At 60.2% G+C, this 23,179-nt stretch carries 27 protein-coding genes; 12 read left to right on the top strand and 15 right to left on the bottom strand.

The genetic code is table 11. From position 1 onward, the window contains the following. Position 1 precedes the first annotated feature (1 nt). On the bottom strand, positions 2 to 1,150 hold the full coding sequence (locus AC1DUP_RS04610; protein WP_477832187.1) for a Gfo/Idh/MocA family protein: 1,149 nt from the start codon (positions 1,148 to 1,150) through the stop codon (positions 2 to 4). Positions 1,151 to 1,402: 252 nt separating this feature from the next. Here AC1DUP_RS04610 and AC1DUP_RS04605 point away from each other — a divergent pair, with 252 nt between their 5' ends. The 8 genes from AC1DUP_RS04605 to AC1DUP_RS04570 all read left to right on the top strand — a co-directional run bounded on the left by AC1DUP_RS04605 (position 1,403) and on the right by AC1DUP_RS04570 (position 8,140). Then, positions 1,403 to 2,224, top strand: a complete 822-nt coding sequence (locus AC1DUP_RS04605) for a sugar phosphate isomerase/epimerase family protein (protein WP_477832186.1) — start codon at positions 1,403 to 1,405, stop codon at positions 2,222 to 2,224. A gap of 9 nt (positions 2,225 to 2,233) precedes the next feature. Next, positions 2,234 to 3,310, top strand: coding sequence for a Gfo/Idh/MocA family protein (locus AC1DUP_RS04600; RefSeq protein ID WP_115037820.1), 1,077 nt, complete (start codon positions 2,234 to 2,236; stop codon positions 3,308 to 3,310). Beyond that, positions 3,310 to 4,131 carry a sugar phosphate isomerase/epimerase family protein gene (locus tag AC1DUP_RS04595; protein WP_115037821.1) on the top strand — a complete coding sequence of 274 codons (822 nt, stop codon included), beginning with the start codon at positions 3,310 to 3,312 and terminating at the stop codon, positions 4,129 to 4,131. Before AC1DUP_RS04600 ends, AC1DUP_RS04595 begins: the two co-directional genes overlap by 1 nt. After that, complete coding sequence (locus tag AC1DUP_RS04590) at positions 4,128 to 4,961, top strand: alpha/beta fold hydrolase (RefSeq protein ID WP_115037823.1); 834 nt, start codon at positions 4,128 to 4,130, stop codon at positions 4,959 to 4,961. Before AC1DUP_RS04595 ends, AC1DUP_RS04590 begins: the two co-directional genes overlap by 4 nt. Continuing rightward, positions 4,958 to 5,677: a ribulose-phosphate 3-epimerase gene (locus AC1DUP_RS04585; protein WP_115037825.1), complete on the top strand. Its 720-nt coding sequence runs from the start codon at positions 4,958 to 4,960 to the stop codon at positions 5,675 to 5,677. The genes AC1DUP_RS04590 and AC1DUP_RS04585 overlap by 4 nt, the downstream gene beginning before the upstream one ends. Next, positions 5,677 to 6,621 carry an ROK family protein gene (locus AC1DUP_RS04580; protein ID WP_115037826.1) on the top strand — a complete coding sequence of 315 codons (945 nt, stop codon included), beginning with the start codon at positions 5,677 to 5,679 and terminating at the stop codon, positions 6,619 to 6,621. Before AC1DUP_RS04585 ends, AC1DUP_RS04580 begins: the two co-directional genes overlap by 1 nt. 233 nt (positions 6,622 to 6,854) lie before the next feature. Further along, entirely contained in the window at positions 6,855 to 7,160 is a 306-nt protein-coding gene (locus AC1DUP_RS04575) for a hypothetical protein (RefSeq protein WP_113301355.1), read from the top strand. A 776-nt stretch (positions 7,161 to 7,936) separates the two neighbouring features. Continuing rightward, entirely contained in the window at positions 7,937 to 8,140 is a 204-nt protein-coding gene (locus tag AC1DUP_RS04570) for a cold-shock protein (RefSeq protein WP_113301354.1), read from the top strand. A gap of 180 nt (positions 8,141 to 8,320) precedes the next feature. Here AC1DUP_RS04570 and AC1DUP_RS04565 read toward each other — a convergent pair whose 3' ends face one another. Further along, a complete protein-coding gene (locus AC1DUP_RS04565) occupies positions 8,321 to 8,614 on the bottom strand; it encodes a DUF2934 domain-containing protein (protein WP_477832273.1) in 294 nt (97 codons plus the stop codon). 654 nt (positions 8,615 to 9,268) lie between these two features. Between AC1DUP_RS04565 and AC1DUP_RS04560 the strand changes: the two genes are divergently transcribed. Then, a complete protein-coding gene (locus tag AC1DUP_RS04560; RefSeq protein ID WP_115037832.1) occupies positions 9,269 to 9,580 on the top strand; it encodes a PepSY domain-containing protein in 312 nt (103 codons plus the stop codon). 20 nt (positions 9,581 to 9,600) lie between these two features. Beyond that, on the top strand, positions 9,601 to 10,212 hold the full coding sequence (locus tag AC1DUP_RS04555; RefSeq protein WP_115037834.1) for a general stress protein: 612 nt from the start codon (positions 9,601 to 9,603) through the stop codon (positions 10,210 to 10,212). Between the two features lie 274 nt (positions 10,213 to 10,486). Here AC1DUP_RS04555 and AC1DUP_RS04550 read toward each other — a convergent pair whose 3' ends face one another. From AC1DUP_RS04550 to AC1DUP_RS04540, 3 genes are all read right to left on the bottom strand, one after another. Continuing rightward, a complete protein-coding gene (locus AC1DUP_RS04550; RefSeq protein ID WP_113301350.1) occupies positions 10,487 to 10,867 on the bottom strand; it encodes a DUF6481 family protein in 381 nt (126 codons plus the stop codon). A gap of 33 nt (positions 10,868 to 10,900) precedes the next feature. After that, on the bottom strand, positions 10,901 to 11,125 hold the full coding sequence (locus AC1DUP_RS04545) for a hypothetical protein (RefSeq protein WP_113301349.1): 225 nt from the start codon (positions 11,123 to 11,125) through the stop codon (positions 10,901 to 10,903). A gap of 126 nt (positions 11,126 to 11,251) precedes the next feature. Next, entirely contained in the window at positions 11,252 to 11,461 is a 210-nt protein-coding gene (locus AC1DUP_RS04540; protein WP_112547310.1) for a cold-shock protein, read from the bottom strand. A 652-nt stretch (positions 11,462 to 12,113) separates the two neighbouring features. On the opposite strand from AC1DUP_RS04540, the gene AC1DUP_RS04535 reads away from it, so the two are divergent. Next, complete coding sequence (locus AC1DUP_RS04535; protein ID WP_115037836.1) at positions 12,114 to 12,722, top strand: J domain-containing protein; 609 nt, start codon at positions 12,114 to 12,116, stop codon at positions 12,720 to 12,722. A 200-nt stretch (positions 12,723 to 12,922) separates the two neighbouring features. Here AC1DUP_RS04535 and AC1DUP_RS04530 read toward each other — a convergent pair whose 3' ends face one another. From AC1DUP_RS04530 to AC1DUP_RS04520, 3 genes are read right to left on the bottom strand one after another with little or no spacing between them, the layout of a single operon-like run. Further along, on the bottom strand, positions 12,923 to 14,167 hold the full coding sequence (locus AC1DUP_RS04530; protein ID WP_477832185.1) for a Zn-dependent hydrolase: 1,245 nt from the start codon (positions 14,165 to 14,167) through the stop codon (positions 12,923 to 12,925). An 11-nt stretch (positions 14,168 to 14,178) separates the two neighbouring features. After that, entirely contained in the window at positions 14,179 to 14,823 is a 645-nt protein-coding gene (locus tag AC1DUP_RS04525; RefSeq protein WP_115037839.1) for a TenA family protein, read from the bottom strand. A 5-nt stretch (positions 14,824 to 14,828) separates the two neighbouring features. Continuing rightward, positions 14,829 to 15,671: a BtpA/SgcQ family protein gene (locus tag AC1DUP_RS04520; protein ID WP_115037841.1), complete on the bottom strand. Its 843-nt coding sequence runs from the start codon at positions 15,669 to 15,671 to the stop codon at positions 14,829 to 14,831. 26 nt (positions 15,672 to 15,697) lie between these two features. Between AC1DUP_RS04520 and AC1DUP_RS04515 the strand changes: the two genes are divergently transcribed. Continuing rightward, entirely contained in the window at positions 15,698 to 16,600 is a 903-nt protein-coding gene (locus tag AC1DUP_RS04515) for a PfkB family carbohydrate kinase (protein WP_113308998.1), read from the top strand. A gap of 3 nt (positions 16,601 to 16,603) precedes the next feature. Here AC1DUP_RS04515 and AC1DUP_RS04510 read toward each other — a convergent pair whose 3' ends face one another. The 7 genes from AC1DUP_RS04510 to AC1DUP_RS04480 all read right to left on the bottom strand — a co-directional run bounded on the left by AC1DUP_RS04510 (position 16,604) and on the right by AC1DUP_RS04480 (position 23,134). Then, positions 16,604 to 17,374 carry a glutamine amidotransferase gene (locus AC1DUP_RS04510; protein WP_115037843.1) on the bottom strand — a complete coding sequence of 257 codons (771 nt, stop codon included), beginning with the start codon at positions 17,372 to 17,374 and terminating at the stop codon, positions 16,604 to 16,606. A gap of 29 nt (positions 17,375 to 17,403) precedes the next feature. Continuing rightward, positions 17,404 to 18,474 carry a phosphotriesterase family protein gene (locus AC1DUP_RS04505; RefSeq protein ID WP_113308997.1) on the bottom strand — a complete coding sequence of 357 codons (1,071 nt, stop codon included), beginning with the start codon at positions 18,472 to 18,474 and terminating at the stop codon, positions 17,404 to 17,406. After that, positions 18,474 to 19,478, bottom strand: coding sequence for an ABC transporter permease (locus AC1DUP_RS04500; RefSeq protein ID WP_113510181.1), 1,005 nt, complete (start codon positions 19,476 to 19,478; stop codon positions 18,474 to 18,476). Before AC1DUP_RS04500 ends, AC1DUP_RS04505 begins: the two co-directional genes overlap by 1 nt. Further along, positions 19,475 to 20,284: an ATP-binding cassette domain-containing protein gene (locus AC1DUP_RS04495; RefSeq protein ID WP_477832184.1), complete on the bottom strand. Its 810-nt coding sequence runs from the start codon at positions 20,282 to 20,284 to the stop codon at positions 19,475 to 19,477. Before AC1DUP_RS04495 ends, AC1DUP_RS04500 begins: the two co-directional genes overlap by 4 nt. Then, positions 20,281 to 21,231 carry a substrate-binding domain-containing protein gene (locus AC1DUP_RS04490; protein ID WP_477832183.1) on the bottom strand — a complete coding sequence of 317 codons (951 nt, stop codon included), beginning with the start codon at positions 21,229 to 21,231 and terminating at the stop codon, positions 20,281 to 20,283. Before AC1DUP_RS04490 ends, AC1DUP_RS04495 begins: the two co-directional genes overlap by 4 nt. Further along, complete coding sequence (locus tag AC1DUP_RS04485; protein ID WP_113308993.1) at positions 21,228 to 22,289, bottom strand: LacI family DNA-binding transcriptional regulator; 1,062 nt, start codon at positions 22,287 to 22,289, stop codon at positions 21,228 to 21,230. The genes AC1DUP_RS04490 and AC1DUP_RS04485 overlap by 4 nt, the downstream gene beginning before the upstream one ends. Positions 22,290 to 22,666: 377 nt before the next feature. After that, positions 22,667 to 23,134 (bottom strand): Lrp/AsnC family transcriptional regulator, encoded by a 468-nt coding sequence (locus tag AC1DUP_RS04480; RefSeq protein WP_113301337.1) that lies wholly within the window; start codon positions 23,132 to 23,134, stop codon positions 22,667 to 22,669. Positions 23,135 to 23,179: the final 45 nt, after the last annotated feature.

The raw sequence follows: 23,179 nt of genomic DNA, 5'->3' as shown, positions 1-23,179 counted from the left end.
CTCAAGCAAGCAGGCTGCGGGCTTCATCTTCGCCGAGCAGCGGCGGTTGCGCAACTGTGCCCGCAATCGTAACCGCGCTCCTGATCTCGCTGGATGCCAGGGTCGCTTCCATGATCTCGAGCACGTGAAGCGCCAAATCGCCGGAAGCGCGCGGCGCCCTGCCCTCGCCAAGCGCGCGGACGAGATCGGCAACGCCCAGCATACGATAGTTGGCGCGGTCGGGAGCGCTATACGGCCAGTTCGGCGCGCCATACAGCTCGCCTTCACTTTCGAAATTCCTCCATTCGGCGCCGCGCTCGGAAAGCGAGACCGTTCCGCCGAACGTATCGGGATCGGGCAAGCGCAACGAACCTTCTGTGCCGTGCAACTCGATCGGATGATTGGAGTGCCGGAAGACGTCCCACGACGCACCGAAATTCACCGTCGCGCCCGACTGAAACTCAAGAAGCGAGAGCACGTTGGTCGGCGTCCCCACCTTGAACGTCGTGTTCTTGAAGGGGCCATCAGCCGTAATCAGCCGTTCTTCCTGGCCTTTCGTCGCCATCGCCATGACGCTTTTCACCGGGCCGAGCAGATTGACGAGCATCGTCAGATAGTAGGGCCCCATGTCAAAGAGTGGGCCACCACCAAGTTGATAGTAGAATTGCGGATTGGGGTGCCAATGCTCCATGCCACGGCCAAACATGAAGGCAGTGCCGCTGACCGGGCGGCCGATCGCACCTGCATCCATCAGGCCTCGTGCACGCCGGCCGGCGGCGCCGAGAAATGTATCGGGAGCCGAACCCAACAGAAGACCGCGACCTCCGGCTTCCGCCACTAGCTTGCGGCCCTCGGCGGCCGACGTCGCGAGCGGCTTTTCAGTGAAGACGTGCTTGCCCGCAGAAAGCGCCGACATCGTCACGTCGAAATGGACGGCCGGGATGGTGAGGTTCAGGACAAGGTCGATTTCGGGGTCGGCCAGGAGCGCATCGACCTCCATCGCCCGGATGCCATATTCCTTCGCCCTCAGCGCCGACATGTCGGATGAGATGTCGGCACAGGCCCTCAATTCGACGCCGGCAAACAGGGCGGCGTTACGCAGGTAGGTCATCGAGATATTGCCGCAGCCGATAATGCCGATGCCCAGCCTGGTTCCCGGATATGCTTTCATGAATTGGCCTCCCCACCAATTTCAGATGTTTCGCCCATCATCGATGGGCATCGCTGCCGCGACAATCGCTATAGAACATTTTATTTCTTGACGCGCGATAAATTTTTATAAACCATGCGGAAATAGCAATCCGATCGTGGCACGCGGCTCGCCAGGGGACGTCGCCACTTCACCATCATGCCAAGAGCGCGGTCATACCGGTCCAGCGACATATCAACGAAGGCCTAGGCAGGTCGAAGTCAAGGAATGAGCATGAGTATCAAAGACCTGAAAGTCGGCTGCCAGACATTCACCTGGGAAATGCTCGGGAGAAACTGGAATGGCAGCCCGGACGATCTGCTGGAAGCCATTGCAGAGGGCGGTTACGCGGGCATCGAGATTACCGACACGATGATCGGCCACTACGCAGATCGTCCCGATGATTTCGCCGCGAGCCTGAGGAAACATGGCCTGACGCTCGTGTCTCTTGCGATGGGCTCGAAAAGCGGCTTCACCATCAGGCAAGAGATCGAGACCGACCTCAGGACCACACAGCGCTGGATCGATTTCGCGGCCGCCTTTTCCGGCGCCCTCGTTTCGATCGGCTCGGCGACGGTGGTGTCCGAAGGACCGCGGGAGGCGAAATTCGAAATCGCCGCGGAGTTCTACAATCGGGCCGGCGAACTGGGCAAAGCTTCGGGCGTGGATATTGCTGTGCATCCGAGCTCGCATCACAATACGCTGCTGTTCGACCGTGCCGATTATGACCGGATCTTCTCGCTGATCGACAGGAACCTCGTCGGCTGGGTGCCGGATACCGGCCATATTCTGCGCGGCCACGACGATATTCTGGATACGCTGCGAACCTATCAGGACCGCGTCCGCTATCTGCATCTCAAGGACGTCGATGCAGACGGCAAATGGGCCATGCTTGGCAAGGGTGTCTGCGATACGCCTGCCGTGATCGACATCGTCGCTGCCGCGCCGCGCTTCAATGGCTGGCTGGTCTTGGAAGAAGAATCGGACACGGCCGCTGCCGATCCCGTGGCAGCCGTAAAGACCAACCGCGAAACGATGCGCCGCTACGGCGCCTGAGGAAGAGACATGATCCGTAAGGAAGACCGGCGGCTGCGTGTGGGCGTTCTCGGCTGCGGGCCGATCGCACAGTTCGCCCATCTCGAATCCTGCGTGAAGGCCGGGAATGCCGACCTCTATGCCATTTGTGACGCAGCACCCGACCTGCTTGCGCGCATGGGCGCGACATACGAACCTCGGAAGATGTATGCCGATTATGACGCGATGCTCGCCGATCCCGAGCTCGAAGCCGTCATCATCGCCACGTCGGACGCCTATCACGTGCCGATGTCGATCAAGGCGCTCGATGCAGGAAAGCACGTGCTCTGCGAGAAGCCTACCGGTGTGACGATCGAGGAGGGCCAGGCGCTCGCCGACGCCGTCAAGCGCTCCGGCAAAGTGCTGCAGGTCGGCCATATGAAGCGTTTCGACCCTGCGTTGGAGGCTGCCCGGGATTTTGTCCGTGACGATATCGGCGAGATCTTCGCACTAAAAGCCTGGTACTGCGACTCCACCCACCGCTACACCAATACCGACGCGGTCCAGCCGCTGCCGATCACCAGCAAATTCGCCAGAAAACCCTCCGGAAATCCCAAGGCTGACCTGCGCCAGTATTTCATGCTGGCGCATGGCTCGCATCTCGTCGATACCGCCCGTTTCCTGTGTGGCGAGATCGTCGCGGTGCGAGCCCGCCTTCTCGAGCGTGCCGGCGCCTATTGCTGGTTCGTGGAAACCGAGTTCGCCAATGGCGCGCTCGGTCATCTCGATCTGACGGTCGCGGTCCGCATGGACTGGCATGAGGGCTTCCAACTCTATGGCGAAAACGGTTCGGTGATCGCTAAGACCTTCAATCCCTGGTACCTCAGGGCGAGCGAGGTCGAGATCTTCCACGAAAAGGACGCGACCACGCGCAAGCCACTAGGCGCCGACGGGCACTTCTTCCGCCGGCAACTGGAAGGGCTTGCCGATACCGTGCTGAACGGCGCGCCGATGCGCGGCGCCAATATAGAGGACGGCATCGCCTCCATCCGCGCCATGGTCGCCATCGCCCGCTCGGTAGAAACCAGCGAACGCGTCGAACTCGCAACCGTCACAGGATCGGTCTGATGCAGCTTGGCATCTTTGCAAAGACCTTCCCCGGCACAGACCCCGAGCGCGTGCTCTCCGCCGTTCGTAACAGCGGATTTGCGACGACTCAGTTCAATTTCGCCTGCGTCGGTCTGCCATCGATGCCGGACGCAGTGGCGCCGGAAACGATTACCGCGATCCGGGCGGCATCTGAAGAGACCGGCGTTTCACTCGCGGCACTTTCAGGCACCTATAACATGGCCCATCCGGACAAATCCGTGCGGGAAAGGGGGCTCAAACAGCTTGGGGTGGTGATCGAAACAGCCGCAGCCTTGCAGATTCCGCTGGTGACGCTCTGCACCGGCAGCCGCCATGCCCAAGACCAATGGATGCATCATCCGGACAATGCGCTTCCGTCCGCCTGGGCCGATATGGCGATGGAAATGGAAAAAGCGCTGGAACTTGCCGAACGGCACGACATCGATCTCGGCATTGAGCCGGAACAAGCAAATATCGTCACCTCAGCCGCCGATGCGGTGCAGCTGATTCGAGAGATGGGTTCGAAGCGCCTGCGCATCGTGCTCGATCCGGCAAACCTCTTCGAGCAGGCGACACCGGCCGAAGTGTCCGACATCGTCGACAGGGCGATCGATATCTCGGCCGGGTACGTGACGATGGCCCATGCGAAAGATCGTTATGCCGATGGCCGCTTCGCGACAGCAGGTCAAGGTATCGTCGATTTCCCTGCCTTCATCGACGGCCTGCGCGTGACCGGTTTCGACGGTACGCTCGTCACGCACGGTCTTGCGGCAGAAGAAGCACCCGCCGTCGCCAGATTTCTTTCGGATCTGATCCGATGAAGACGCACGTCGCCTTCAGACGAGACGATACCGACCTTTCAGTTTACGACTGCGCAACAGGCAAAGCCTTGCTCTTTCAACACGGGCTAGGAGGCAATGAGGCGCAGGTCGCACAGGTCATCCCCGAAGGGCTCGACTGGCGGCGGATCACGACCGAGTGCCGCGGGCATGGGAGCTCAACGCTCGGCACGCGACGCCCCTTCTCGATTGCGATGTTTGCAGCCGACGTCATCGCCGCGGCGGACGAAAAGGGAATAGACCGGTTCATCGCCGGCGGCATCTCCATGGGCGCGGCCATCGCGCTGCATCTGGCAAAAACCCATCCCGAGCGGGTCACGGGTCTCATTCTGGTCCGTCCAGCCTGGTCGTTTGCCCGCGCGCCTGACAACCTTGCACCGATCCGCGAAATCGCGGACTTGCTGAGATCCCATCCGCCTGCCGAAGGCCAGGCACTTTTTGCTGGGTCGGCAACGGCGGAACGTCTGCGCGCGGAAGCGCCGGACAATCTCGCCTCCCTGCTCGGGTATTTCGAGCGTCCTGATGCCTTAGCCTTTGCCGCCGTGCTTGATGACATCGCTTCAGATGGCACCGACGTTTCGCGAGAGGACGCGGCAAAGCTGGCTATTCCCGCGCTCGTCCTCGGCAACCGGCAGGATGCCATTCACCCCCTCGCCGTCGCACAATCGATGGCTGACGCGCTACCCAATGCGCATTTCCTCGAAGTGCCCGCGAAGGCGGCGGATGCCGAAGCGCATTTCGCCGCGGTTCGAACGGTGATCCAGCAATTCCTCACCACAGAATTCAAACATCGGAGCGTCGCTCAGCCATGACATCGAAATCTCTCGCGAGCGGCGCCATCACCGCATTGCCCCGCCACAGGCTGCTCGGCGAGTTTTCGCTCTGGTCAGCGGATCTCGCCAATATGGAGCGCGACCTTCACCGCATCGAACCATATGTCGATCTCCACCATATCGACGTTGCCGACGCGCGCTTCACGCCCGGCTTCCTGTTCTTTCCCGATTTCGTCGCCCGCATCGCCAAGCTGACGGCAAAACCGATCCATGTGCATCTGATGGTCGAGGCCGAGATCGTCGAGGAGCAGACACGCCAGTTCATCGAGGCGGGCGCCGATCTCGTCAGTGTTCATGCGGAGAACGGTGAAGCAGGTTTGCGCGCGGTGGCGCTCGCAAAAGAGCTTGGGGCCGAAGCCGGCGTCGTTCTGCGGCTGGAAACCCCGGTCGCCGAGGCAGAACCGTTCCTCGCAGAGGTCGCTTTCTTCACGCTGCTCGGGACCTCGATCGGCGTCAAGGGACAAAGCCTTTCGGACAAGGCTTGCGACCGGCTGCGCGAAGCGCGGTCGCTGATGAAGCGCGCCGGACGTGAAAGGGAGATTGTTCTCGCAGCGGACGGCGGCATCCGCGAACAGACCGTTCCACTGTTGCGGGCAGCAGGTGCCGAGACGGTCGTGCTCGGATCACTGGCGTTCGGTGACACGGATCTGCCGGGCCGTATCGCCTGGCTGCATGCGTTGGAGACCCGGCCCTGATGAGCAGGATTGCGCTTGCATTCGATCTGGGTGGAACGGAGTTGCGCGCCGCACTGGTCGGCGACGCCGGCAAATTGCTGGCCTTCGCATCCGTGCCGACGCGCGCCAGGGATGGACCGGATGCAGTCATCGAGCAGATCACGATGCTTGCGGAAAAAACCTGCTCGGAAGTTCCCGACGCCAGGCCACTCGGTATCGGCATCGGAGCGCCCGGCCCGCTTGATCCGGTCGCAGGCATTCTTACTGCACCGCCGACGCTCTCGGGCTGGCGTGAAGTCCCCCTCGCGCGCCTTCTTCAGGACCGCTTGAACCTGCCTGTCCGGTTGGAGAACGATGCGAACGCCGCCGCTCTCGGCGAATGGCGTTTCGGTGCCGGCCGCGGCGCCGCCTCGCTGGTGTTCGTCACCGTGTCCACCGGCATCGGCGGTGGGGTGATCTCCGATGGCCGGATCGTGCACGGGCGCCGCGGGCTCGCAGGCGAAATCGGCCATATGACCATCACAAGCGAGAGCGAACGATGCCTTTGCGGGGCGGTGGGCTGCTTCGAGGCGGTGGCGTCGGGGACTGCACTCGGCCGACGTGCGACGGCTCTGACAAAGCCTGGCGACGGTTCGGCGCTTCGAACACTGTCCCACGACGGTGAAGTGACGGGCCGACACGTTGTCGAGGCTGCGCGCGGCGGCGACGAAGCAGCCCTTGCGCTGATCGACAGGGAAGCCCGCTGGCTGGGCATCGGTTTTACCAATCTGCTCCATCTCTACTCGCCCGACATGATCGTCGTGGGCGGTGGAATTTCCCACGGCTACGATCTCCTTCGCAAACCGATCGAGGCCACCATTCAGGAGCGGGCGATGCCCGCTTATCGCGATGTGCCGGTCGTGCCCGCGCAACTCGGAAGGCATGCCGGCTTGATCGGCGCCGCAAGCCTGATCCTTCTCAATTGAGAGATTTGAACCGCACCGGTTCAGCGGAGGCTTCAGCTCATGAGAGAGCGGAGCCGATATGATCATGACGACGAACAAGTTTTCACCTGAAGTCCGTGACCGGGCTATCCGCACAGTTTGATGATTGCTTTCGTTTTTTGCCGACGCGACCACGTGCTGGTCCAAAGTTTGAGTTGACCGCTTTCGATGGCGAGGCGACATTCCCAACCTGCAGCGAGGCAGGAGGAAAAACGATGGACGACCCAGACCATTGGCACCATATGGCAAACGCACCGAAAGACGGTAGTCGGATCCTGGTCACGATCCGCCAGTCCGAACAGGGCCCGGCAGAAGTTGACCTCGCTTACTGGTCGAAAGGCGATCGGTTCGGGGGAGAAGGCTGGCGCGCGTCTGATTCCTCGCCCGGGCAGATCATCGAATATGCCGAACCGGAATTGAAGTGTTGGATGCCGATGCCCTCGGCCAACCTCAGTCGCAACTCGATGCCCGCCCCCTGGGAAGGCGAGGACGACCAAAACTTCGACGGGTCAGGCATTTAAACAAGCCTCGGCGTCAGGTCGCCTTTAAGGAAGGCGAAAGGGTGTCGAAGCCACACCGTCAAACATTTTGTTTGTTAGCGGTTCTCGGCTTGCTGCATCCGCTGAGGCGCTCTTGTCTTGATCAAGGATGCTCATATTCACTAGTGTGCCGGCCACCTAAGAAACGAGTTATTCATGGCATTCGTCTTCCGCCTGCGTGTGCTTGTTGCCCTCGGTTGCGGCCTTTTTCGACGGTCTGACACGCGCAATCCTTCGATTGCAGCAAGGCGCAGACCGTAATCGAAAAGGCGGTTTGCGCCGCTCCCGCCCTGATTGCTCAGGATACCGACTTGGCGGCATCCTATCGGCAGGCATTGATGTGATATCAGTTGAGTTCAGTTCATGTGAACAGAAAGCCATTCAACTGCCCGCAACAGGCGAGGGTTGCAACCAGCAATTCGGATTGTCGTCGTGAATTCGGGACCCTAGCAAGATTGTCACGCTGTGTTTAATCCATCTAGCCTAGGGCGACGCTTTGCATCCCGGCCTCGGCCGTCACACCTTTTGAGGGCCCGATGGGGTTCAAGAGTGGGCCGAGTCCCGAAAATTGCATAACGATCACGAAGACCAGTTTCCCGACCTAAACCGCTCCAAGGCGTAAACCGCGATTAGGTCGAAAAAAGTCGACCTTTTCTTCCAGCGCGAAATCCGAGAACAACTACGGCCGACAGGCTTGCTCCGACCGCTGCTGACCGCTAAATTGCTGGTGCGATCAACTCTCAAACACGAGGATTTTCATGCCGACTGGCAAGGTCAAATTTTTCAACGCGGACAAGGGCTTTGGTTTCATCACACCGGAAGACGGCGGAACTGATGTCTTCGTCCACGTCTCCGCCCTGCAATACGGCGACGTCCTGAAGGAAGGCCAAAGCGTTTCCTACGATCTCGGTCAGGATCGGAAGACGGGCAAGTCAAAGGCGGAAAACGTCAGACCGCTCTGAGCGCGACAGACGCTCATTCACCTGTCCCACGAGCCTGCGAGAGGCATTTCGAGCAATCGGTCCCGCTCGACGACACGGACTGGAGATCCTCACTTTTTCACAAGTGACATCGCCGAGCGGGATTACGGTAACGCCAAATCGCGTCCGGTCGGAATGCTTCTCACGACTAAGCAGGTCATGTCAGTGTCTGGTGGCGGCCCGTGGTGTTTTGGTAGGCTTAGGAGGCGGCGTTGTCGTCGGAACGCTCTGCGCGCCGCTTCCGGTTTTCGGTTTGGCTTTCGTCTTCGCCGGCGCAGCCAGGGCCGCCGGCTTCTTCCCTCGAGACTTTTTGACAGCCTGGCCATCCGCCTCGGCACTCGCTGCGATCTCCTGGAACGCCTGCAGCCAGTGTTTCATATCCTCGCCTTGTGGCCGGCCTTCCCGTTCCCATATCTCATAGGCCCGCTGCCTGATCCGATCCTCTTTCGACCCCATCTTTTCCTCCATTCGAAACCGGTGTCTGAGCCAATCAGATGGCGCGCGAAGCTGCGGCGGCAAGAGCCGTGTCAGTCTTTGCCGCCATCATCGTTCAGGCTCCTCCCCTTCCGACTTTTTTCGCGAACACTTCGGGGCTGAACCGAAGGCGTTTCCCATCGATCGTGACCGCTTTCATCCGCTCGCAAGGCGTCGTTACCCGTGTTTCAAGCCGCCCTTTGAGAAGGCTCGCCACGTCCGGATCGCCGCCCATGCAGGCTAACGCATCGAAAAAGGAGATTGCGCGCAGGCTGTCTTCCTCAGCGTCGTACTCTCGGCTGAATACGATCCGGGGACATCCGGCCGTGTAAGGCTGGGCGGCGGCGTCCCGGTGTAACTGGAGGAGACCGATGTCGACGGTCGCAATGGAGCGACTGTTCGAGCCGTTCCCCCGATCCGCGGGAAACGGAAAGGAAGGCCTCCGGCCTCGGTCTGTACATTGCCAGCGAGATTGCCAAGCGCATGGTGGAACACTGGCGGTGGTGTCAAATCCAAGCGCGATCACCTTCGCTCTCTCCCTTCACCGCATCGCTGAGCACATTTGAAAAAGTTTTCGTAACTCTCGGAACAAACAGCATTTTCCTTTGTTTTTCATTGGCACATGAGGAAACACAAATGACCAAGATTACGACAATTTTGTTCGCCCTGCTGCTGTCGGCCACTATAGCCTACGCCCAGAGCGAGACCCCTTCCACGTCACAGACGACCCCTGCCGTCAACACGGAACACAACCCCGGCGCACCGGTGGCCGGCAAGAACAGCTTCACGGAAGCTCAGGCCAAGGAGCGTATCGAAGGTGCGGGCTATACAGACGTCACCGGATTGAAGCTCGACGACCAGGGAGTCTGGCGCGCGGCCGCTAAGAAGGATGGCAAGGATGCCGGCGTCTCCCTGGACTTCCAGGGCAATGTGACGATGGCCAAGTAAAAAATCCAAGGAGACGACCCATGCGAACAGTTACTGGACTCTATGACAGCTACGACGACGCCCGTGCGGCAGTGAAGGCTTTGGAAGACTCGGGCGTGCCTTCCGACGACATCAGTATCGTCACCAACAAGGCGAACGGTAAGACCGACGTCGAAGGCCAGGGCAGCTACGCTGCGGAAGGTGCGGGCACCGGCGCCGGTGTCGGTGCGGTCGCGGGCGGCGCCGGCGGCCTTTTGACCGGCTTGGGCCTGCTCGCCATTCCTGGTGTCGGTCCAGTCGTTGCAGCAGGCTGGCTGGCAGCGACGGCTGCCGGCGCTGCCGCGGGCGCAGTCGCCGGCGGCGCCGTCGGCGGCATTGTCGGCGCGATGGTCAATGAAGGTGTTCCGGAAGAGGAGGCGAACTTCTACGCAGAAGGGATCCGTCGTGGCGGTTCGGTCGTGACTGCGAAGGTCGATGATGGAAGGGTTGCGGAAGCGAAGGCCATCCTCGACCGGTCGCGTCCAGTCGATTTCGCCTCTCGCCGCTCCAACTATCAGGAACAGGGTTGGATGCGCTTCGACGAAGCTGCAGAGCCCTATACGCCGGAGCAGATCGAAGCGGAGCGTCAGCGCTACCGAGCAAACCGGCTGTAACTGACTACGCTTTCAAATGAAGCGGGCGGCCTATCGAGGCGCCCGCTTCCCATGCACCTCTTCGATGCGTTTGATATATGACTTGCATGCGGGCTCGCCTCCGGCATGGTATCTGTCGCGGATGATCATGAGCAGAATTTACTGGATCGCGATTTGCCAGGACCTGTTGATCGCCTAACGTTCGTTCGTAGCCGGTGCCTCGGAGGCTCCATGGCACGACTGAATTGAGCATGACACTGTCATGCTGGGGGGCTGGCGCGGTGGCGGCAGAAGGCTAGGCTTGTCTTGCCTTGCGGTTGGCGTAGCGACGGTCGCGTTCGGCCTTTCGCGCCGCCTCATCTTCGATCACCCGCGCTACACGAGCGTTTTGGGCGCTCTCGCGAGCTTCGGTCACGGCCAGCGCTTCGGCCTCCGCGGTTGCTCGCTGTTCTGCCGCCTCGGTCTCAACGCGCTTGCGCTCCTCGACCTTCAGGCGTTCGCGCTCCAGGCGTCGTTCCTCACGAGCCGAGACAATGGCAAGGCGTTCTGCCTGTCTTGCGATTTTACCTGGTTCGGCCGCAGTTTTTGCCGCACGGAAGGCATTGAGGAGAGCAGTCTTGGCGTCCGCGGATGCTGCACGGCGGTCAGAGAGCTCGCTGTTTCTAGCTTTCTTCAAATTTTTATCCTGATAATCGGTGTTGGCCAGTGATCAGCGCGTCTTGGCGCGTTTGGCAAGAAGGGCGGACGTTGCCGACGTCCGGTCGGCCAGTTCCTTGGCAAGACGTGCCTCTCGCAGCCTTAAGGTCTTGGCGTCCCGAGCCTGGGCGACGGATTCGAGCTCTTCCACCGCGTTATTCTTGGCAAAAAACTGCGTCTGGACGTTGCCGAAGGCGATCTCCGCCTGCTGGCGGGATTTGCTGTGTGCTTGTTTCATTGGGTTCCTGAGTAATTCGGCTGGCAAGCCGAAACGAAAAAGGCCAGGCGACACGCCTGGCCTTTAATTGGATAGGTGCTCCCGGCAGTGCCAGTACATCCGTGGTCAAAGGGAAGCAGATATCGATTAAGCGGACTGCAGATTGCAGGCCGACATCTTACCTGACTTCATGTCGCGCTCAAGGTCGAAGCCGATCTTCTGGCCCTCGACGAGTTCGCGCATTCCGGCGCGCTCAACGGCAGAGATGTGAACGAACGCATCGGCGCCGCCGTTATCAGGCTGAATGAAGCCGAAGCCCTTGGTGGAATTAAACCATTTAACTGTGCCAGTGGTCATGATGAACCCTTTCATAGCATAGAGTGAGGAACCGCGAAGCGAAGGCTCCGCAGACTGCGACAACGACTGTTTTTGAAAGGAAGTTCGCTTAAAGCGCGGTGCCACTCACGCGGTAGACAAAGTTCGGCAAGCAAAAGATCGATGAACACCTCTATAGTGTGGTCGGCTCGATTGGTCAACGATTAGCTTCTTCACCGATGGATTTTCTCCTTAAGGTTGCGACCAGCAAAAGATCCCTCACAAGAAATTCACCTGTGAAGTTCCTCGACAGGTTCATCTATCCCCTGGCAGTGCGGCCCGCCCCGCCAGCAATCCGATTGCGTTTCGCTACGCCTCCGACGCTGCTCCCCAACTTGGCGCACCATAGCGACCAGGTAAGATCAGGGACGTGTGGATCGCTCCAGCCATCAATCGCATGACCTGTCGGACGAGACCTGACGACATGCTTTTGGCAGGATCAACTGCTCCTGAGGGTAAAGTTCAGCCCCTGACTGAATGTCGGATGCGTTCACTTCACGACTATCCATTGATTTATAGGATCGACAGTTTTGGGTTCACTGAGCGCAGTCAGTTAAAAGCGGTTGGGGGCAACTGACCGCCTACCTTGTTCTCTCCACTTGTCGGCGTGGGTCGGATCGACATATAAGGCGCGATGAGTCCAGATTCCAAGATTTTCGTTGGCTTGCGGCCGACCCGCAAAAAGTTAGTTTCAGACCGAAACCCAGATGCTCCAAAATGCCAATGGGACGGGTGCGACAAGGGTGGCCTTCATCGCGCTCCGGTCGGACGTGATGCGGAGGGACTGTACCTGCTGTTCTGTTCTGAGCATGTGAAGGAATATGGCAAAGGGTACAATTTCGCGACCAATCTGTCCGATCCTGTCATCGCCCGCTATCAGAGAGAAGCGGCAAGCGGCGCCCGCCCGACCTGGGGACAGAGGATCCACCAGCCTTCTGAGATGCCACTCCCCTTCACAGTCCGTTCTGGTTCGGCAAAGGCGACGAATGCTCGCAAAAGCGCGGCAGAACGCCAGGCGGTAAAAGCGGATCTTCAACGACGTAAATTGAAGGTGCTGGAAGCCAAAGCTTTCGAAACACTCGGTCTTCCGCCAGAGGCAACACCCGCGGAGATCAGAAGCCGCTACAAGCAGAAGTTAAAGATGCATCATCCTGATGCTAACAGCGGAGATCGGAACTCGGAAGACGAGCTTCGGGCTGCAATCGACGCCCATAAGATTCTCAAGCTTAACGGCTTCTGCTGACACAAGAGACAAGGCTGCCAAGTCTCAAGCGCCCGGAGGAGGAAAGCCGGAGGAGGAAAGGTTGACCTGCATTCCAGGGACAGGCCTTTTTTGATCGCCGGCTACGCTCGGATCAACCTATTCGCATGGCGGGACGCTTGATCATTCTAGGCCCGCAACGGGGCCCTAATGACGGCATTGGCGCCAGCGATCCTCTGCTCTCAGCCTTTGGCAAGCTCGATCGTCGACTGCAGCAATAATCTCGCGCCTGAAACGACATGCCCGGGCGCGGTATATTCGGCTTCATTGTGGCTGAGGCCGTCACGGCAGGGTACGAAGATCATCGCCGAAGGCGCGATCCGATTGACGAACAGAGCGTCGTGGAAAGCGCCCGACACCATCCTTTTCGTCGCCAGCCCGGTGCCTTCCGCGGCGCGCTCCAGTACCGTCAGCAACTTTTCGGGGAAGGTTGCCGGTGGCATGTCAAAGCTTTGCTTGAACAAAACCTCGCAACGCTGAGCCTCAGCACGCTCGCGAAAGCATTGCTCGATCGTCGCGTTAAGCCGGTCGATCGTCAATGGATCGGGATGACGGATATCAATAGTGCAGCGCGCCAGCGCCGGAATGGCGTTGATCGCGCCCGGCTCCACCTCGATGCGCCCGATGCTAAATCGGGTGCTTTCGTCCTGCGGCATGACAGTGGAATAGAGCGTGTCCAGCGCCGAGATCATGGCGCGCAGAGGATCTCGGCGGTAGGAAAGAGCCGTCGTGCCGGCATGGGCCGTCTGACCCGATACGTCCACCTGCAGCCATCGCGTTCCTTGAATACCAGTCACGATACCGATCGGGATATCGTCCTTCTCCAGCGAAGGGCCTTGCTCTATGTGCACCTCGAGATAGGCATGGACCGGCATGCCAAGATCGCGCATCGCAGCCTGTGGAAGAGCCTCGAGCGTTTCCCTCAATTCGTCGCCGAACACGGCACCGTCCGTCGCAACAAGGTCGGGCCATGCGGCAGGGATCGCGCCCGCCGAAAAGGCGGACGAACCCATGCAGCCGGGTGCGAAGCGGCATCCTTCCTCATTGGTCCAGGCGACGACCTCGATCGCCCTATCCGTTTCGATACCAGCATCCTCGAGGCTTTCGAGAACCTCGAAGGCCGAGAGCGTTCCGAGCGCGCCGTCGAAACGACCGCCGGCTGGCTGGCTGTCGAGATGACTGCCGATTAAGAGCGGCGGCGCCCGGTCGTCCCTGCCAGAACGGCGGATGAAGAGATTGGCGACGGGATCCTGGAACACGGCAAACCCGCGTGTAGCGGCCAGCCCGGCCAGCAAGGATCGGGCTTCGCGATCCAGTTCGGTCAAGGCTTGACGGTTGACGCCACCCCGCGCGGTCGCGCCGATCTCGGCAAACTGGTCGAGGCGACCCAGCAGGCGCGCGCCGTTGATATCGATATCCGCAGTCATCGTACGGCCTTTCAGGAATAGGCTGCTTCGTGAAAGTCGATCTCAAGACGTTGCGCATGTCCGAATATCGCACTTAACCGCTTCCGTTCGGCAGAATCCATGGTTTCGCCCGCGTCGTCCAGAACAGCCTTCAGCCAGCGCGCCTGCGCTTCGAACTCCGGTTCTGCGTGAAGCTTGACCCATTCCTTGAGCAAGGGATCGCTGATTGCGGTCGAGTTCGCCGCCGTCGACCAGGTCCAGTACATCCATTCGGCCGCGAACATGGCAGCAATCGTGTCGAGAAAACCACCGTCACGGGCAATCGCCAGCATGCCGTCGCGGAAGGCCGCAACATCGGGCCGGCCTGTATCATGCCGTGAAGGGTCGATGCCGCGTGCCGCAAAGGTCTTTTCGAAATAGGCGATCTGCTGGTTTGCGAGCGCATCCAGAACGCCGATCAGCCACCGCTTCTGGCCGATGGTTTCGGCTTTGGCGGTGGCATAGGAGAAGATCGCAATCGCCGTGTCGACGAAAGCGCCCTCGAAGACGAGGTATCGCTCGAATGCTTCGTTCGAAAGGCGGTCGGCCTTGATATCCGCGACGAAACGATGATTCACCATGGCTTCGAAAACGTCACGGTTCTCGTCGAGCATCTGTTGCGAAAGGGGGCCGCCCATGATCGCTACGCCTCCAGGCCGGGTTTTGCGGCTTCGACGAAGGCTGCCACGCGGGCCGGGTCCACGGGGTTCCACCAGACGCCGCCCTCCTTGAGCGACGAGGCGACGATGACTCCGTCAGTGCGCTTGAGGATGTCGACGATATTGTCCTTGGTTACGCCCGAGCCGACGAGCAGCGGAAGGTGGGTGGCGGCACCGATTTCCTCGATCTCTTCCATCGTTGCGCTATTGCCCGTTCTCTGGCCGGTGGCGATCACCACGTCTGCATCGAAGAATGCGAGGTCGCGGGTCAGTTCGTCGATCGTGCGATCAGCGGTAATGGCGTGCGCGCCATGTTTCACATGGCTGTCGGCAAACACCTTGATATGCTCGGCGCGCAGAGCCGAGCGATAGCGCATGGCCTCAGCCGCCCGACCTTCCATGAAACCTTCATTGGCGACATAGGCGTTCGCCCATTGATTGACGCGGATGAAGCGCGCCCCGCCTGCCGCCGCGATCGCGAAGGCCGGGATCGGCGCATTGGCAAGCACGTTGATGCCCAGCGGCACGCCAGCGGCGCGCGCGATGCGGTCGGTCACGACCGACATGAAAGCCGCGGTCTCATGGCCGATATCCTCGGGCTTGGAAAAGGGAATATCGCCGTGATTTTCGACGATCAATCCGTGGATGCCGCCTTTGACGAGCGCGTCTGCGTCGCGCATGCACGTGTCGTAGATCGTCTCCATCGCTGCGCTAAGATAGCGTGGAGCACCCGGGAAAGGCGGGCAATGGATCATCCCGATCAACGCCTTGTCAGTGCCGAATATTTCCCGTATGGCGCTTGTGGCCTTATCCGATATCTGCTGCATTTTTCTTTCCTCTCTGAAAGCCAGCCATGCGTGCCTATGTCATCGGTAACGTCGCCATCGACGAAACCATTTCCGTAATGTCCATGCCCGAAGCGGGCGCCTCGATCCTCGGTCGGGAGGAGACCCGCGACCTTGGCGGCAAGGGCGCCAATCAGGCTGTCGTGATGGGCCGCACGGGCCTTCCCACGACGCTCGTCACGGCTGTCGGCGAGGATTTTCGCGCCCAGACGATCCGTGACCAGCTTGCCGGCGAGGCGCTGGATGCCCGTCTGTTGGGCAGCCCGCATCGCACCAGCGATTTCTCCATCATCTTCACCACGCCGGACGGCGAAAACGCCATCGTCACCACGACGGAATCGGCCGAAGCCTTGACCCTGTCAGAGGCGCTCGCCCCGCTTGGCGATGCCGTCAGCGGCGACCTCGTCGTGCTGCAGGGCAATCTCAGCGAAGACATCACCCGCGGCATTCTTGCCGAAGCCAGACGCCGCGGCCTTAAGACCGCCTTCAACCCCTCGCCGCTCCGCCCTTACTTCGCCGAGCTCTGGCCGCTTGTCGACATCGCCTTTCTCAACAGAGGCGAGGCCGAAAGTCTGACCGGATCGTCCGGCGAGGCCGCGATCCGTCGTCTTGCCGAAGCCGGAGTGTCACAGACCGTCCTGACGCTCGGTGGCAGCGGCGCTATCCTTGCAAGCGGACATCAGGTGCTTGCAACCGTTCCGGCCCGTGCCGTCGAGGTCGTTGACACGACCGGCGCCGGCGACACCTTCATGGCCGTAGCACTTGCCTCGGCCGCGCTCCGCTCCACCATGCTCGACGCCAAGGCCATCCATCATGCGACCGCTGCGGCTGCCATCACCGTCGGCCGCCGTGGCACGCGCTCGGCCTTTCCGAGCAAGGCGGAACTCGCCGGCATCCTTGCCGGCGATTGACGCCTATTTCGCCTCCGTCAGCCAGCCGAGGATGTTCTTCCAGAGACGCCCATAGCCTTCCCATTCGCAGAAGGCAGGCGAAAGCCAGTGTGGGCCGATATCGGACGTCCAGGCGGCCGTTCTGCCTTTGCCGAAGCGGCCGGTGACCAGAAGTGGGTGACCGCCCTGCGTATCCGGCAAACGGGCGATGACCTCAACATCGTCGCGCTCACGCACCTCTACCTCATTGACGCCGAGAAGCAGTGGCCATTCGCCCGGGAGACCAGCGACGGTCTCGTGACCCGACTTGACGAGGACAGGCGTCGTCCCCTCCGGGATTTCGACCCGATCGTCGTAAGGCAGGCAGGTGACCGGCAGAACATCCTCGACCGGCGTGCGGCGCCAGCGCGCCTTGCCATCAATGCCCTGGAAGGAAAAATAGCCGCCGACCATCAACAGGCCGCCGCCCTTTTCGACCCAGGCCTTGATGAGTTTCAGGCGGTTTGGAACGGTCTTCGAATGCAGCCAGACCGCCGGGGGAAGAAGCAGCGAATTGGCGCCGATATCTGACAGGATGATCGCGTCATAGGCATCGAGCCCTGCCATATCGAAGGGGAATTGTTCGACCGCTTCGTGCGCCGGCATGTAGGTGAGTTCGAACGCGCTGCCTTTGAGCGCCTTGACCAACGGCTCGGCGCCCAGATGGAAGGTGACGCTGCCGAACTGATCGAAACCTTTGTAGTGCGTGGCCGAACTGACCCAGCTTTCGCCGACGAGAAGAACCTTCTTTGTCATGATGTTTCCATTTCTTTTTATGTTTGTACTCAGGCACTTGCCTGAAAGACCGATCGCGGGTTGGCGCGCATGAAGATGTCGAGCGTTGCGTCATCGAGACCGTGGCGCTTCAGGCGCGGCAGGAAGTGACGCAGGATATAGGCGTAGCCATTGCCCCCATAATGCTTGAGCATCATTTTCAGGAAGACGTCGTGGGACAGGAGAAGACGGTCGGTGTGTCCCATCTCGACGAGCTTGACGATCGCGCGCGCCGCCTCCTCATCGCTCGGGCATTGCACCTGCTGGTCCGCATAGAAGAAATCCATGCCTATCATATCATATTCGAGAAATGCGCCGCGCGTGGCGAGTTCCGACTGATAGGCGAGATCGTCATGCGACGGGTTCATGTGGCACAGCACCGTGTGCCTGAGATCACCGCCCTCGGAGGCGACGACATCCAGAACCCTGTGCCCCAGGCGGAACCAGCCGGGAAGATGGACCATCAGGGGCAGCCCGGTGCGCACTTGTGCCTGGGCAGCCCCCCGCAGCGATTTTTCCTCTTCGGTGGTGAAATCCGAGGACACCCCGATCTCGCCGATCAGGCCGATCCTGACATCGGAGCCGTCGGTCCCGATCACCGCCTCGGACACAATCTCGTCAGCGATCTCGCCAACCGACATGCCTGCAACCTTTTCCGGGTGCGAGGAGCCGAGATAGAAGCCGGCTCCCATGACGATATTCAGTCCCGTCGCCTTGGAGATCCGTCGCAGGGCCAGCGGATCGCGGCCGATGCCCTGGCATGTCGGCTCGACGACAGTCCGCCCACCGAGACAGGCAAAATCCTTGAGCTCAGTGACGGCAAGCTTCTCGTCGTCGAGCGTGATGTTGTGCTTGTTGACGAAAGGATCTTGCCTGAGTTCGCCGAGGATCTCCATGCACACGAAACCTTCGGCAAGATACTGCCGTTCGGGTTCCTTCGGCGCGTGCCACCAGCAACGGCAATCATTGAGGATATGCTCGTGCATGAGCGTGACGCCAAGGTCCAACACCGGAACCGGCCCCTGGACCGTCATTACATTGCCGGAGCGCACGTGACCCGGCGAAAGCTCGCTCGTCGGCATCAGCTCTTCCTCCTGCCTGCCAAGCGGAAGTTGGCGGTGAAGATGCGGGTATTCAGCCAGATGGCAACCAGGATGATTGCGCCGGTGACGATCTGGGTGAAGAAAGGAGAGATATGCATGAGGATCAGGCCGTTACCGATGACGGCAATGGTCATCGTGCCGAGGACGGTCCCGATCATGGTGCCGCGTCCGCCCATCAGCGAGGTGCCGCCGAGCACGACGGCCGCGATCACCTGCAGTTCGAAGCCGACAGCAGCATTCGAAGAACCGGAACCGAGACGGGCCGCGATCAACAGGCCCGCCAGCGCCGAAGCGACCCCTGATACCAGATAGACCGAGGCGACGATCCATTTGGCGGGCATGCCGACTCGGCGTGCGGCCTCCATGTTGGATCCGACCGCCACGATCTGCCGACCGTATTTGGTAACGGCCATGATGACATATCCGACGATCGCGACCAGGATTGCGATCAGCGCCGGAACGGGAAAACCGGCAAGTTCCCCGCGTCCCAGGTAGAAGAAGCCTGGCTCGTTGTTGATCGGAATGGAATAGCCCTGCGTAAGGTAGAGCGCCACGCCACGCAGGATGGAAAGCCCGGCAAGGGTAACGATGAAGGCGGGGATATTCTGATAGGCAATGAACCAGCCCTGCAGAAGGCCGATCATACCGCCGAGGGCGAGCATGCCGAGGCAGACGACCGGCCAGGGAATGCCGGTGGCGAGCGTAATGGCCGCGACGGCGTTGATCAGCGCCAGCATCGAGCCGACCGAGAGATCAATGCCGCCGGTCACGATGACGAGCGTCATGGCGATCGCGACGGCGAGGATCGGTGCAGCCTGACGCACGATGTTCAGGATGTTGCCCGTCGTCATGAAAGTGGTGGTCGTCAGCGAAAAGAAAACGAGGCATGCCAGAAAGAAGAAGGCGATCGACAGGACCTGGGCGTTTTCACTCAGGAAGTCGGCCATCGGCGAGCCTTTGGCGCGTTCGGTGTAGACGGTCAATGTCTTTCTCCCCCGACGATGAGCTTGACGAGATCCTCGAGATTGGTCTTGGCGATATCGCGCTCGGCGACCTTCGTGCCCTCGTACATGACGGCGATCCGGTCGCAGACTCGGAACAGGTCCTGAAGGCGATGGGTGATGAGGACGACGGACACGCCCTTTGCCTTGACCCGATTGATCAGAGAAAGCACGGCTTCGACTTCGGCGACAGCAAGGGCCGAGGTCGGCTCGTCCATGATCAGAACCTTGGGGTTGAACGACGCCGCTCGGGCGATCGCAATTGCCTGGCGTTGGCCACCCGACAGCTTCTCAACCTTGGCGGAGAGGCGCGGAATGCGAATCTCCAGCGCATCCAGCATCCTGCGCGCCTCACTCATCATTTTCTGACGATCGAGAAAGGGACCTTTGGTCAGCTCACGCCCGAGAAACAGGTTGCCGACGACATCGATGTGATCGCACAGGCTCAGATCCTGGAAGACCATTTCGATATGGCGGTCGCGGGCATCCGCAGGCCCGGAAAGACGAACCTCTTCGCCGTTCAGTGAAATCGTTCCGTCATCCGGCAGATAGGTCCCGGAAATGATCTTGGTCAGCGTCGATTTGCCGGCGGCGTTGTCGCCGACGAGGCCGAGGCATTCGCCCGGAAAAAGGTCGAGGTCAACGCCACGCAGCGCCTGATGCGAACCGAAGGTCTTCTTGATGCCACGCAACGATACGGCTGGCATTCGCGCAGACGAGCCGGAGGAATGCGAGGAGGCTTGCGCCTCCCCGGCTCCGGCATAAACAGGCCGGTTGTCACTCATCATTTGAAGACGGCCCGGTAAGGCTCGACATTTTCCTTCGTCACGATCGTGATCGGAACGGAGATGCTCTTTTCGACGCTCTGGCCGGCGCTCAGCTTGGCGAGAGCCTCGACCGCGGCCTTGCCCTCGCCGGCCGGATCCTGCTGGACCACGGCAACGACATAGCCATCGTCAAGACCGGAGATCGCCTGCGCAGTCAGATCCCAGCCGAAGACCTTGATGCTGTCCTGCTTGCCCTGGCTTTGAACGGCAGCGATCGCGCCAAGGAGAGCCGGCTCGCCCGTTGCGTAGATCGCCGTCATGTCGGGATTGCCGGTGATGAGGTTTTCAGCAGCGGCAAGCGCATTGTCCTGGATATTCTGGCCGTCGACAACCCCTGACGTCTCGATCCCGTCGCTCTTGATGGCGTCCTCGAAGCCCTTCTGGCGAACGTTCTGGATATAGGAGTTGAGCGCGCCGACGACGCCAACCTTGGCTTTGCCGTCCATGTTCTTCTTCACGTAGTCGAGGAAATAGGCGCCCATGTCGGCGCCGGCCTTGCCGTTGTCGACGCCGATCTGCGACTTCTGGGGGCCGTCAGGCAGGATCGCATCGATGGCAACGACGGGGATGCCGGCATCCGACGCCTGCTTGACGGCCGGCATGATGCCGTTGACGTCGATTGCAACGACGATCAGGCCATCGACCTTCTGCTGGATGTAGTTTTCGATGGCGCTGTTCTGGGCGGCAGCTTCGTTGTTGGCGTTGAAGATGACCAGATTGTCGCCGGATGCATCAGCCGCCTTCTGGGCACCTTCATTGATCTGGTTGAAGAAAAGCGCCTGCTGATTGATCTGCACAAGCGCATAGGTTTTGCCGGCGGCCTGGGCAAGGGAGGCTCCTAGCGTGGCACCGGCAAGCGCGGTGAAGGCAAGCGCGGCTGTAAACGCGCGACGTCTGATCTGTTTCATGTTCTCATCCTCTGGTTTTGTTCTCGTTGCTTATTATGGGTCGACGGCGGCGCAACGGAGTTCCGCACGACGATTTCGACTGGCACGAGTTCTTCGGTGGCGAGCGATTTGCTCTCCTGCCAGTTTGTTTCGAGAAGAAGAGATAGGGCACGGCGGCCAATCGTGCGCACCGGCTGCCGGATCGCGGTCAAGGGGGGCGCAAAGAGGTGCAGCGGGCTGACGTCGTCAAAGCCGATGAGCGAGAGATCCTCGGGGATCGAAATCCCCCTCTCCCGCAGGACCTCGATCATGCCGATTGCGATTTCGTCGGAGCTGGCAAAGATGGCCGTTGCCGGCATGCCTTCGTCCAGAAACCGGCGCGCCATGTCGCGCCCGCAGCCAACAGTATATTCGCCGCTGTAGCGACTTATCGATATGTCGTCGCCAAAGCGCTCGCGTAACCCTTCACGCAATCCGTTGAAACGCCGCTGCGTGCTGATCATGGCATCGGGGCCGCCGACATAGAGCACGTCGCGATGGCCAAACTCAGCCAGATGGCGGCCCGCCAGATGCCCACCCTGAAAGTTGTCACAGAAGAGCTTGGGAACGGCTGCAAGCGGAACGTCTTCGTCGACGACAATGACCTTGCCGGTCCGGTTGATCAGCGCCGCCAGATCGCCGTTGTCAGGATGGTTGGTGACGAACACCAGTCCATCGACATGATTGTGCTCAAGGAGCCTGAGATAGGCAACCTCGCGACCGGTGCGATTGAGCGTCGCATAGAGCGAAACGGCAAGCCCGCGGTCATTCGCCTCCTCCTCCACGGCCGCCACCATGGTCGCGAAGAACGGATTGGCGATATCGGGAACGACGAGGCCAATCGTGTCGGAGCGACCGCGGCTCAGTCGCCGCGCGTGCGGATTCGGCTGATATTTGAGGGAGGCGATGGCATTCTCGATGCGCTGCCTGGTGAGGGCTGGAAGATCCAGCGAACCATTCAGCATGCGCGACACCGTCGTCACCGAGACACCGGCGGCTTTCGCAACATCCTTCAACCCTGGGGTTCGTTCCTGCGCCATCGAGCTTGTAAACCGCTTTAGTAAACCGCTTTACTTACACTCCACGACAAGAGAGGAGCTGTCAAGAGACCGTATGCGAAGGTTTCACATATGCGTTCTTGTCGAATGGATGTTCAATAAGCGATCCGATGAAACCTCAGACGTCTGCGTCCAGCCAAAGGGTCTTCGCAGGAACGCATCTCGCCGGAATTCTGAGATTGATCGGTCTTATGTTGGCGTGCCCAGCGGGGGAAGGAGGACGTAACCGTCTCGATATCGGCAGCTTTTGCAAGAGTGTTGGAACTTGACGTCTCACATACCTTTGCGCGAAAGCCAAATGCGCGTCGATCGGCCAGAAAACGGAAACAACGCGGACTTTGGAAAACCTCTCGGTGCCATCAGTCCTCTATCGGGAAGGCAAAGCCAGCTTTCACTCGATCCATCACAACCATCGTTTTGAAACCTTTGATATCGTGGTTCTCATAGAAGAATCGACGCGTAAAGGCTTCGTAGTCCTCCATGTCCTTCGCCGTAATCACCAGGATGAAATCGGCATCACCCGTCACGTAATAGCCGATCATCACTTCCTTGGTGGCGCGGATCGCCGCCTTGAATCGATCGACGATATCGGCCCGTTCACGCTCCAGCGAGACAAGAACGATCATGGTGACACCGCGCCCCGCAGCCTTGGGCGAGACGATCGATACGTCTGCCTCGATCACCCCTTCTTCACGCAACCGCTTCAGCCGTCGCTGACAGGCAGTCGGCGAGAGATTGACGATCTGCGCCAACTCTTCCGAGGTCAGGCGATTGTTTTTCTGAACGGCGGCGAGCAGCGCTCTGTCGGCTCTGTCGAGAGTAGTCATGCAGAAATCCTGCGGTCAGTGTCCAGTTTGAGCATAATTCCTGCA

Source organism: Rhizobium sp. 01L419, assembly GCF_056400025.1.
This window is presented reverse-complemented; position numbering and strand designations above follow the sequence as displayed.

Coding starts and splice junctions, on each gene's coding strand:
- AC1DUP_RS04515 (WP_113308998.1), top strand. CDS start 15,698: ATGCGTGCCTATGTCATCGGTAACGTCGCCATCGACGAAACCATTTCC.
- AC1DUP_RS04505 (WP_113308997.1), bottom strand. CDS start 18,474: ATGCCGACGAGCGAGCTTTCGCCGGGTCACGTGCGCTCCGGCAATGTA.
- AC1DUP_RS04495 (WP_477832184.1), bottom strand. CDS start 20,284: ATGATGAGTGACAACCGGCCTGTTTATGCCGGAGCCGGGGAGGCGCAA.
- AC1DUP_RS04605 (WP_477832186.1), top strand. CDS start 1,403: ATGAGTATCAAAGACCTGAAAGTCGGCTGCCAGACATTCACCTGGGAA.
- AC1DUP_RS04520 (WP_115037841.1), bottom strand. CDS start 15,671: ATGCAGCAGATATCGGATAAGGCCACAAGCGCCATACGGGAAATATTC.
- AC1DUP_RS04545 (WP_113301349.1), bottom strand. CDS start 11,125: ATGAAACAAGCACACAGCAAATCCCGCCAGCAGGCGGAGATCGCCTTC.
- AC1DUP_RS04535 (WP_115037836.1), top strand. CDS start 12,114: ATGAGTCCAGATTCCAAGATTTTCGTTGGCTTGCGGCCGACCCGCAAA.
- AC1DUP_RS04490 (WP_477832183.1), bottom strand. CDS start 21,231: ATGAAACAGATCAGACGTCGCGCGTTTACAGCCGCGCTTGCCTTCACC.
- AC1DUP_RS04600 (WP_115037820.1), top strand. CDS start 2,234: ATGATCCGTAAGGAAGACCGGCGGCTGCGTGTGGGCGTTCTCGGCTGC.
- AC1DUP_RS04525 (WP_115037839.1), bottom strand. CDS start 14,823: ATGGGCGGCCCCCTTTCGCAACAGATGCTCGACGAGAACCGTGACGTT.
- AC1DUP_RS04480 (WP_113301337.1), bottom strand. CDS start 23,134: ATGACTACTCTCGACAGAGCCGACAGAGCGCTGCTCGCCGCCGTTCAG.
- AC1DUP_RS04510 (WP_115037843.1), bottom strand. CDS start 17,374: ATGACAAAGAAGGTTCTTCTCGTCGGCGAAAGCTGGGTCAGTTCGGCC.
- AC1DUP_RS04540 (WP_112547310.1), bottom strand. CDS start 11,461: ATGACCACTGGCACAGTTAAATGGTTTAATTCCACCAAGGGCTTCGGC.
- AC1DUP_RS04530 (WP_477832185.1), bottom strand. CDS start 14,167: ATGACTGCGGATATCGATATCAACGGCGCGCGCCTGCTGGGTCGCCTC.
- AC1DUP_RS04570 (WP_113301354.1), top strand. CDS start 7,937: ATGCCGACTGGCAAGGTCAAATTTTTCAACGCGGACAAGGGCTTTGGT.
- AC1DUP_RS04560 (WP_115037832.1), top strand. CDS start 9,269: ATGACCAAGATTACGACAATTTTGTTCGCCCTGCTGCTGTCGGCCACT.
- AC1DUP_RS04575 (WP_113301355.1), top strand. CDS start 6,855: ATGGACGACCCAGACCATTGGCACCATATGGCAAACGCACCGAAAGAC.
- AC1DUP_RS04580 (WP_115037826.1), top strand. CDS start 5,677: ATGAGCAGGATTGCGCTTGCATTCGATCTGGGTGGAACGGAGTTGCGC.
- AC1DUP_RS04485 (WP_113308993.1), bottom strand. CDS start 22,289: ATGGCGCAGGAACGAACCCCAGGGTTGAAGGATGTTGCGAAAGCCGCC.
- AC1DUP_RS04565 (WP_477832273.1), bottom strand. CDS start 8,614: ATGGGGTCGAAAGAGGATCGGATCAGGCAGCGGGCCTATGAGATATGG.
- AC1DUP_RS04585 (WP_115037825.1), top strand. CDS start 4,958: ATGACATCGAAATCTCTCGCGAGCGGCGCCATCACCGCATTGCCCCGC.
- AC1DUP_RS04610 (WP_477832187.1), bottom strand. CDS start 1,150: ATGAAAGCATATCCGGGAACCAGGCTGGGCATCGGCATTATCGGCTGC.
- AC1DUP_RS04555 (WP_115037834.1), top strand. CDS start 9,601: ATGCGAACAGTTACTGGACTCTATGACAGCTACGACGACGCCCGTGCG.
- AC1DUP_RS04595 (WP_115037821.1), top strand. CDS start 3,310: ATGCAGCTTGGCATCTTTGCAAAGACCTTCCCCGGCACAGACCCCGAG.
- AC1DUP_RS04590 (WP_115037823.1), top strand. CDS start 4,128: ATGAAGACGCACGTCGCCTTCAGACGAGACGATACCGACCTTTCAGTT.